The sequence below is a fragment of the Corallococcus sicarius genome (assembly GCF_003611735.1).
In the GTDB taxonomy this organism is placed as follows: Bacteria; Myxococcota; Myxococcia; order Myxococcales; family Myxococcaceae; genus Corallococcus; species Corallococcus sicarius.
On record NZ_RAWG01000081.1, the window covers coordinates 23,297 to 32,392 of the forward strand.

The 9,096-nt window shown below is 70.5% G+C and carries 9 protein-coding genes; 5 read left to right on the forward strand and 4 right to left on the reverse strand.

Annotated features, from left to right (window positions below; genetic code table 11):
* Window positions 1-20 precede the first annotated feature (20 nt).
* The 3 genes from D7X12_RS15070 to D7X12_RS15080 all read left to right on the forward strand — a co-directional run bounded on the left by D7X12_RS15070 (window position 21) and on the right by D7X12_RS15080 (window position 3,942).
* Window positions 21-2,201, forward strand: coding sequence for a prolyl oligopeptidase family serine peptidase (locus D7X12_RS15070; protein ID WP_120625968.1), 2,181 nt, complete (start codon window positions 21-23; stop codon window positions 2,199-2,201).
* Window positions 2,202-2,279: 78 nt separating this feature from the next.
* The gene (locus D7X12_RS15075; RefSeq protein ID WP_120625969.1) at window positions 2,280-2,717 is read left to right on the forward strand and encodes a hypothetical protein; all 438 of its coding nucleotides are present in this window, start codon (window positions 2,280-2,282) and stop codon (window positions 2,715-2,717) included.
* A 139-nt stretch (window positions 2,718-2,856) separates the two neighbouring features.
* Window positions 2,857-3,942, forward strand: coding sequence for a D-TA family PLP-dependent enzyme (locus D7X12_RS15080; RefSeq protein WP_244224565.1), 1,086 nt, complete (start codon window positions 2,857-2,859; stop codon window positions 3,940-3,942).
* Window positions 3,943-3,946: 4 nt separating this feature from the next.
* Here D7X12_RS15080 and D7X12_RS15085 read toward each other — a convergent pair whose 3' ends face one another.
* Both D7X12_RS15085 and D7X12_RS15090 read right to left on the reverse strand, forming a co-directional pair.
* On the reverse strand, window positions 3,947-4,942 hold the full coding sequence (locus tag D7X12_RS15085) for a TIR domain-containing protein (protein WP_120625971.1): 996 nt from the start codon (window positions 4,940-4,942) through the stop codon (window positions 3,947-3,949).
* Window positions 4,943-4,965: 23 nt separating this feature from the next.
* On the reverse strand, window positions 4,966-5,661 hold the full coding sequence (locus D7X12_RS15090) for a dienelactone hydrolase family protein (protein WP_158620052.1): 696 nt from the start codon (window positions 5,659-5,661) through the stop codon (window positions 4,966-4,968).
* 187 nt (window positions 5,662-5,848) lie between these two features.
* Between D7X12_RS15090 and D7X12_RS15095 the strand changes: the two genes are divergently transcribed.
* Window positions 5,849-6,730: a cyclic nucleotide-binding domain-containing protein gene (locus D7X12_RS15095; protein ID WP_120625973.1), complete on the forward strand. Its 882-nt coding sequence runs from the start codon at window positions 5,849-5,851 to the stop codon at window positions 6,728-6,730.
* A 17-nt stretch (window positions 6,731-6,747) separates the two neighbouring features.
* On the opposite strand, the gene D7X12_RS15100 is transcribed toward D7X12_RS15095, so the two are convergent.
* Window positions 6,748-7,329: a YdeI/OmpD-associated family protein gene (locus tag D7X12_RS15100; protein WP_120625974.1), complete on the reverse strand. Its 582-nt coding sequence runs from the start codon at window positions 7,327-7,329 to the stop codon at window positions 6,748-6,750.
* Window positions 7,330-7,435: 106 nt separating this feature from the next.
* Here D7X12_RS15100 and D7X12_RS15105 point away from each other — a divergent pair, with 106 nt between their 5' ends.
* Window positions 7,436-8,185 carry a hypothetical protein gene (locus D7X12_RS15105; RefSeq protein WP_120625977.1) on the forward strand — a complete coding sequence of 250 codons (750 nt, stop codon included), beginning with the start codon at window positions 7,436-7,438 and terminating at the stop codon, window positions 8,183-8,185.
* A 1-nt stretch (window position 8,186) separates the two neighbouring features.
* Here the strand turns inward: D7X12_RS15105 and D7X12_RS15110 are convergent.
* Window positions 8,187-9,096: Lnb N-terminal periplasmic domain-containing protein (locus tag D7X12_RS15110; RefSeq protein WP_120625978.1), on the reverse strand; the 910-nt coding region annotated here is incomplete at its 5' end.

Sequence of the window (9,096 nt, forward strand, 5' to 3'; positions counted from 1 at the left end):
ACATCGATGCGAGGTGAACCGTGAAGCTCAGAACCGCAGTGACCACCGCCGCGCTGCTCCTCCCGCTCGTGGCCACGGCCGCGGGCAAGGCGCCCGCGAAGCCCGCCGCCGCGGAGAAGCAGCCCGTGGAGAGCACCTACCACGGCACCCCGGTGGCGGATCCCTACCAGTGGATGGAGTCCGCCACCGACCCGAAGGTGAAGTCGTGGACGGACGCGCAGAACAGCTACACCCGCGCGGTGCTGGACAAGCTGCCCGGCCGCGAGGGCCTGCGCCAGCGCATCACCGAGCTCTTGTCGTGGAAGTCGCCCGCGTACGCGGCGCTGGACGAGAAGGGCGGCGTCATCCTGGCGGTGAAGTTCCAGCCGCCCAAGCAGCAGCCGACGCTCGTCGTCGTGGGCTCGCTGGACGACACGTCGAAGGAGCGCACGCTGGTGGACCCCACGCAGGTGGACCCGTCCGGCAAGACGACCCTGGACTGGTTCCAGCTCACGCACGACGGCAAGAAGGTGGCCGTCTCCATGTCGAAGGGCGGCACGGAGAGCGGTGACGTGACGGTGTACGACGTGGCGGGCGCGAAGGCGCTGCCCAACGAGGTCGTCCCGCGCGTCAACGGCGGCACCGCGGGCGGCAGCCTCGCGTGGAACGCGCAGGGCACGGGCTACTTCTACACGCGCTATCCGCGCGGCGAGGAGCGTCCGGCCATCGACCGTGAGGTGTATCAGCAGGTGTACTTCCACACGCTGGGCACGCCCACGGAGAAGGACACGTACGCGCTGGGCAAGGACTTCCCGCGCATCGCGATGACGGACCTGGAGGCCAGCGACGACGGCCAGTACACGTTCGCGCGCGTCGCCAACGGGGACGGCGGCGAGTTCGAGCTGTACCTGCACGGCCCCTCCGGCAAGTGGACGCAGGTGGCGAAGTTCACGGACAAGGTGGTGTCGGCGCGCTTCGGCAGCGACGGCGCCGCGTACCTGCTCAGCCGCAAGGACGCGTCGCGCGGCAAGGTGCTGCGCCTGCCGCTGGCGACGCCGACCCTGGACAAGGCGACGGTGCTGGTGCCCGAGGGCGAGGCCACGGTGCAGTCCATCCTGGCCACGCAGAGCCGGCTGTACCTGGTGGAGCAGCTGGGCGGACCGTCGCAGCTGCGCATCGTGGACCTGAAGGGCAAGGCGCTGGGCATGGTGCCCACGCTGCCGGTGTCCTCGGTGGGCGGGGCGGTGCGGCAGGGCGCGGATGATCTGCTGTTCATCAACGGCAGCTTCACGCAGCCGGCCGCGTGGTTCCGCTACTCGGCGAAGGACGGCAAGGTGACGAAGACGGCGCTGGCGCGCACGGCGGCCATCGACATGAGCGACGTGGAGGTGGTGCGCACGGAGGCCACGTCGAAGGACGGCACGAAGGTGCCGCTCACCATCCTGAAGAAGAAGGGCACGAAGCTGAACGGCAAGAACCCGGCGTGGCTCACGGGCTACGGCGGCTTCAACGTCTCCATCACGCCCGGCTACAGCGCGATGACGGGCCTGTGGCTGGAGCAGGGCGGCGTGTTCGCGGTGGCCAACCTGCGCGGCGGCTCGGAGTTCGGTGAGTCCTGGCACCAGGACGGCTCGCTCACGAAGAAGCAGAACGTGTTCGACGACTTCTACGCGTGCGCGAAGCTGCTGGTGGACCAGAAGTACACGCAGCCGAAGAAGCTGGCCATCCAGGGTGGCAGCAACGGCGGCCTGCTGATGGGCGCGGCCGTGACGCAGCACCCGGAGCAGTACGGCGCGGTGGTGGCGCGCGTGGGCATCTACGACATGCTGCGCACGGAGCTGACGCCCAACGGCCAGTTCAACGTCACCGAGTACGGCACCGTGAAGGACCCCGAGCAGTTCAAGGCGCTGTATGCCTATTCGCCGGTGCACCAGGTGAAGGACGGGACGAAGTATCCGTCCATCCTCTTCACCTCCGGGGCGAACGACCCGCGCGTGGATCCGTTCCACTCGCGCAAGATGGTGGCCCGGATGCAGGCGGCCAGCAGCTCCCCCAAGCCCATCCTCCTGCGCGCCGACGCGGAGACGGGGCACGGCGCCGGCACGCCGCTGGCCGCGCGCATCGAGGAGGAGGTGGACGTCTACTCCTTCGTCTTCAACGAGCTGGGCATGACGTACAAGCCCAACGCGACGAAGAAGCCCACCGCGCCCGCGCCGCAGTAGCCGTGCTTCAAGGCCCGTCCTTCACAGCTTGAGGGACGGGCCTCCCTTCCCCTGTATTTCGTGGCACCCTGGCGCCCCATGAGCCAGCTCATCCCCTTCTTCATCCTTTCGCCCATCCTCGCGGGCGGCCTCGCCTGGTGGACGCTCACGCGCCTTGGCAAGAGGCGGAACCAGCGCGCGAAGGGCTCCCTGGACGCAGTGGTGGCGCGGCTGCGAGGGCAGAAGGCGCCCGGCGCGGTGGACCTCTTCGTGCAGGACGTGTCCTGGTCCGGAGAGACGGAGCTGTCGCCGCAGAACTGTTGGGTCCGCGTGGTGATGGGCGGCCAGGACGCCAGCGCCATTCCCGCGCGCTTCGAGGTGGAGAGCGCGCCGGGAGCGCCCCGCCCTCCCGCGCAGGTGCTGGCCGCGCTGCAGGCGCTGGAGGCACAGGCGCTGGAAGCCCTGAAGGCCGGCGGCTGGGCCTGGCAGCGCCCGCGCATCGGCTTCGAGCCGGCGGCATCGACGCCTTCGGCGTGAATGGCTGTTCGGCAAGGTCGCCGTTGAAAAGCGCTGCGACATGCCGCCCCCTGGGAAGTGAACGCAGGGCGACACGTCCTACCGGGAGCAGGTAACGGAGCGCTGGAGGGGCCCCGCGCCGGGTGCCAGCATGCGCCGCATGCCCCCGCCCTCCCTGGATGCCCTGGATACGCCCGCCGCCCTCGTCGACCTGGACCGTGTCGAACGGAACCTCCAGCGCGTCGCGACCTATGCGCGGGAGCACGGCCTGCGCTGGCGGCCCCACACGAAGACCCACAAGACGGCGGAGCTGGGCGCGCTCCAGGTCGCGGCGGGAGCCTCGGGCGTCACCGTGGCGACAGCCCTGGAGGCCGAGGTCATGGCCCGGGTGTCCGACGACGTGCTGTTCGCGTACCCGCCCGTGGGAGCACGCCGACTCGCGCGCTTGATGGCCCTGCCCTCTCGCGTGCGGCTCACCGTGGCGCTGGACTCACGCGAAGCGCTGGAGGGCCTGGCACTCGCGGCCCGGGACGCCGGGCGCACCGTGGACGTGCTCGTGGAATTGGACCTGGGCATGCGTCGGGTCGGACTGCGCACGCCCGAGGACGCCGTGGCCCTGGCGCGTGTGGCGGCTTCCACACCGGGCGTGGCGTTTCGCGGCGTGACGTTCTACGCGGGCCACCTCCGGATGCCGCAGGCGGAGCTACCGGCCGCGATGCGGGCCCAATCCCAGACACTGGCGTCGTTCGTGGACGCCCTGCGCGCCTCGGGGCTTCCTCCCGAGGTCGTGAGCGGCGGCTCCACCCCGACCCTCTGGCAATCCCATGCCGTGCGCGGACTCACGGAGATCCGCCCCGGCCTCAATGTCTTGAACGACCGCAACAGCGTCACGATTGGTGCGTGTGATTGGACGGAAGTGGCCTACTCCGTCCTCGCCACCGTGGTGAGCACCGCCGTCCCAGGACAGGTGGTCATCGACGCGGGGGCCAAGGCGCTCGCGAAGGAGGAAGGGCTGGCGCCGGGGTATGGCGTGCTGCTCGAGCGACCGGAGGTCGTGGTGAAGAACCTGTCGGAGGAGCACGGGCTGCTGGACGTATCCGCCACGACGTGGCGCCCCCGAATCGGGGAGCGAGTGCGCGTGGTGCCCAACCATGTCTGTGTTTCCGTCCCCCTGCATGCCCGACTGCACGTCGTGCGGGGCGACACGGGCGTGGCGACGTGGGAGGTCGCCGCGCGCGGCTGGTGAAGCGTCAGAGGAGCCGCTGCAGCTCCTGGGTGAGCACCTCTTCCAGGTGCCGGATGCTGCGGTAGACGAGGCAGCGGTAGCTGGACACGTCAAAGCGCAGTTCCTTCACGTCCCGCACCAGCAGCAGCGTGGGCTTTCCCCTGCCCCAGGCGTACCCGACCTCCAGGTACACATTGGGGTTCGCCAGTGACAGGTCCGCGATGACGACCTTCGCGGTGTCGATGCGGTCCCGGATGCGCTGGATGATGGGGCCGTCGAACGTGGCCTGGTCCACGCGCTCACACAGCAGGCCCGCGGCCTTCACCGGCCCCAGGATGCCGTAGTGGTAGGTGTCCTCCAGCTCCGGCGCGAACGGCATCGCGACGAAGGCATGCGGCTTCTCGTTGGAGTTCGCGCCCGCGGACGCCATGGGCGCCGCCGCGACGAACCGGGCGTTGCGCCGGACGCGGAACCCCATCCCGCCCAGCAGCGGCTCCACGCCCAGGGTGGCCCCCAGGCCCAGCGCCAGGGCCTTGCGCAGCCGCTCCATGCGCTTGGGATTGAGCTCCACCACGGTGATGCGCTCCAGGTCGCGCGGGCCGATGCCGCGCTGGAACGCATCCACGAAGCCGCCCACCAGGGCCAGCACCGCCTCGTCCTCATCGAGCCCGTAGTTGGGGCCGTGCACCGTGCACGCGAGGTGACGGAGGCCGGGTCGGGGCTCCAGGAGCTGGAGCGCCCGGACCGCGAACTGGCGGATCTCGTGGTAGCCGAACTGGCGCAGGCGCACCGTGCCCAGGAACAGCACCCAGGGAGCCCCCAGGCTTCCCTTCGTCTCGATGATGCGATGGTCGCCCGGCAGCAGCGAGAGGCCCTCCGCCGCGTGGCCCGCCAGCTCCAGCCGGCGCATCACCGCGCCGTCCGCGCCGTGGAAGCCCTGGGCGTACTTGAGCAGCACGCCGTCCGCGGCCACGTCCCCCACGTCCCCCACGTCCACGACAACGTCCAGCGTGTCACCCATGGCCGCGAAGTGTAGCCCCGTCGTCAGCCTCCCGCGACCGGCATGAACCGGTTGAACCAGCCCAGCACCTCTTCCCAGACGCGGCCCCAGCCCGCTTCGGTGAACATGTGCTCTTCGCCGGGATGCTCGAAGTAGCGGAGGCGTTCGGGAGCGCTCGCGTAACGCGGCAGGAGCGCGTGATGGAGCTCGCGCGCCTCGTGCGCCGGGACGAGGGAGTCCGCCCCCGCCGTCTGCATCAGCAGGGGCGTCGGGAAGAAGCGCTCCAGCCGTTCGTGGACCTGGGGCCCTCGGGGCGGCGGAGCGATGATCGCCACTGCCGCGTCGAGCGCCAACTTCGACCCCATGGCCTCGTAGAGGATCGCACCGCCCATCGAGATGCCGCAGACGCCCACCGCTCCCGGCCGCGACCCGCCCCGCTCCGCCAGCGCACCGAGCACACGGGGAAGCTCCTCCGCGGTGCGTGAGACGACTTCGCGGAAGGACTCATCCCAATGGTCGGGGCTGAAGCGGCGCTCGAAGTCGGGATACCGCCGCTCGCCATGCCCCACGGCGTCGAGGATCACCGCGAGGTAGCCATGCCGGGCCAGCAGCCGCGCCTCGGGAAGCTGGACCTCCTTCGACCCTCCCAGTCCAGGGATGAGCACGACAGTGCCCCTGGGTCCCGGGGCCAGGGTCGGCCCGTCGCCCACCACCAGCGCCGGAGCCCCACCCAGCAACATCCTCTGCTCCTGCGGCATCGCGCCTCCAATCCCTTGCATCTTCCACCAACCTGTCCGCCAAACGCTTACACCGTAAGGGTTTACCCTGAGTCCGCCTGCCTGGTCGGAAGGCATTCCTGCGGATCTCCCGATGGCTGTGAAGCATTTCACAGTCACAGGCCCGCCCCCTCGGTAGCGTCCGTGCCCCATGTCCCTGTTCGCGCGCCTGCAGGCCTTGCTGTCCGCCCACCCGTCCGCCCCGGAAGCTTCCGCCGGACCGGCGTCCGCGACACCTTCCGCCCCGGCGAACGTGACGGAGCCGGAGGTGGCCCCGGCCCCTCCCGTCTGCACGCGCTACCTCCAGGCGGGCCAGGTGGTGGTGCGCGAAGGCGACCCCGGCAACTCCATGTTCGTCGTGCTGGAGGGACGCGTCGCCGTGCTGCGTGGCAACGACGGCGCCGCGAACATGGAGGTGGGCCGCCTGGGCTCCGGGGAGTTCTTCGGAGAGCTGGCGCTGCTCACCGGCACGAAGCGCACGGCCACGGTGGTGACGGTGGAGGACGTGGTGCTGCTGGAGCTCACCCAGGCCGGCGTCCGGGAGCTGGGCAAGGACTACGGCGTGAAGGGGGACCAGATGCAGCTGGCCGCGAAGGAGCGCCTGCTCGCGGACACGCTGCGCAGCAACCCGCTCATCGCCGCGCTGCCCCCGGAAGTGCAGCACGAGTTGGGCGACGCCTTCGTCCCCTGCACCGTCCCCGCGGGCGAAACGCTCCTCACCCGGGGCCAGCCCGGCGACGCGCTCTACGTCCTGCTGCGCGGCCAGTGCGAGGTCTTCCACACGCACAGCGACGGACGCCAGACGTCCTTCCCCCTGCTGGAGGAAGGCGCCCTGTTCGGGGAGATCTCCCTGCTGAGAAGCCGCCTCGCCACCGCCACCGTGCGCACCGTGACGCCGTGCACGCTGCTCAAGCTGGAGCGCGAGGTGTTCAGGAAGGCGTTCCTGGGCCAGCCCGACCTGCGGGGCGCCCTGGTGCGCCTGGGCCTGGAGCGGCTCAAGCACACGCTGGAAGTCATGGGCGAGCCGAAGTAGCCCCCGGCCGCCCGCGCCTACCCGTGGAGCGTCTCGCCTGCCTCGAGCATGGCGACGAACTTCTCCAGCCGCCGCGCGCGCGTCTCCGGCTTCTTCGCTTCGTGGAGCCGGTACAGGATGGCGTACCGGTTGGCGCTCTTGAGCGTGGCGAAGAACGCCTTCGCCTTCGGGTTCGCGTCCAACGCGCGCAGCAGGTCCTCCGGGACGACGATGTCCTTCGCCCCCGCGTACGCCGCCTCCCAGCGTCCGTCCGCCCGGGCCGCCTCCACCTGGAGCAGGCCCGTGGGCTTCATCCGCCCCGCGGCGATGAGGGCATCCACCTTGCCGCAGTTGATCTTCGACCACTTGCTCCGGGCGCCCCGGGGCGTGAAGCGCTGGAGCCAATACGCGTCGTCGAACGCGTCCTTCTGCCCGTCAATCCAGCCGTAGCAGAGCGCCACGTCCAGCGCCTGGGCATACGTCACCGACGGGATGCCCGAATCCAGCTTGGCCAGCTTCAACCAGACGCCCGGCGCGTCCACGTGGTGCGTGTCCAGCCACTTCTCCCACGCCTGCTCCGACGCGAACGGCACGACGGGGAGCTCCTGCTTCGCCTTCATCCAGTCCCACCTCTCGGAGGAGTTCAGGACACTCCCGCCGACAAAAGTCCCACCGGCAGTCTACCGACGGAAGGCGGCCGGGGCGGAAGCGGTTATGACGCACGCCATGGCCGACCCCAACTCCCGTCCATCGAATGCCGTGCCTCCCTCGCTCAAGCGCGTGGCCTTCCACGCCGTGGCGGCCGGGCTCACCCCGCTCATCCCCGTGCCCTTCCTGGACGACTACGCCCTCCGGCAGGTGCGCGAGCAGGCCGTGCGCGACCAGCTCAAGGAGAAGGGCCTCAAGGCCCCGGACACGGCCGTGGCGGTGCTGGCCGGCTCCCATGAGGCGCGCAGCCTGGGCGGACGGCTCGTGTCCTACCTGAAGGCCGTGGCCCTCTTCCCGGTGCGCAAGGTGTTCCGCAAGGTCTTCTTCGTCCTCTGGGTGAAGGACTGCGTGGACCTGACGTCCGCGACGCTGCACCACGGCTACCTGCTGCACCACGCCCTGGAGCGCGGCGACCTGGACGACGCGTCCCTCCAGGGTGACGCGCCCCGGAAGGTGCAGGACGCCATCATCGCCGCCTGCAAGGAGGTGGACCCCCGCCCCATCAACCAGGCCCTGCGCCGCATCTTCCGCAGCAGCCGGCTGTTGATGGCCGAGGCCACCCGCGCCCTGTTCGATCCGAAGCGCGGCCCCCGCGTGCCGGACCGCGAGGGCGACAGCGCGGAGGTGCAGTCCCTCACCGACCGGCTCCTCAAGGAGCTGTGGGAGGAGCGCGGCTACTTCACCGCGCTGGAGGGGCACTACGTCCGGCACCTCCAGGGCGACCCCCAGAAGACAGGCGAGAAGACAGGCGGGAAGACGGGCACCTGAGTCACGGGGCCGGAGCGGTGGCGGTGGTTTCGGGGGCGCGGATGCGCTGGGAGAAGTCGTCCTGCCCCTGCGCGGCCAGCGCGCGCGCGTTGATGTGATAGCGCGCGCGGACCTGCTCCAGCGGGGCGTCCGTGTCGATGATGCCCAGCTCGTACGCGAGCGCGTCCGCGAACGCGGGCATCAGCGTGCGGTGATCGTAGGGCACGTCCTGGGTGGCCACCTTCTCGAAGTGGCGCACCAGGTTGGTGGTGCAGTTGCTGGTGAGCGTGTTGTAGAACTCCGGCGCCGCGTGCAGACCGTTCATCCGCTGCACCATGTCCAGGAAGAACGCGGTGACGCGCTCCTTGGATGCCTTCACGGGGTACAGGTACACGGCGTCGTGGCGGAAGTTGGAGCGCAGTTGCACGAGGTCGCGCTCGTCGCCCACGACGTACGCCAGCTCGAAGCGGCGGAACAGGCCGCCCACCGCGGAGAACGTCTCGCCCTTCTCCCGCCGCACCTCCACGGAGAACACCACGTGGCGGCCGTCCTGGAAGCTGAAGGACACCATCGTGTGCGCCGCGCCGTAGACCCCGGAGAAGGGCTCCACGATGAACGACGCGCCCGTGAGCGCCTCCGTGTCGTAGGTGGCCGTGTACCAGGCCTCATCCCAGTCCGTGGTGCTCCGGTAGCGGAAGTCGCGCACCTCGTGGAGCGTCACCTGGGAGCCGGCGACCTCCGCCCACGGCGCCCGCGCCAGGTCCGGCGCCCAGTCCCGCCCATTGGAGGGCTGCACCGTGCGCACCCAGCCATACACGGCCGCGCATCCCACCAGCACCACCGCCACGCTCCAGCGCCGGGAACGCCACCGCCACGCGGCCACCGCCGCCCCCAGGAGCCCCACGGCGAAGAGGGCCCGTCCCGGGTGGGCC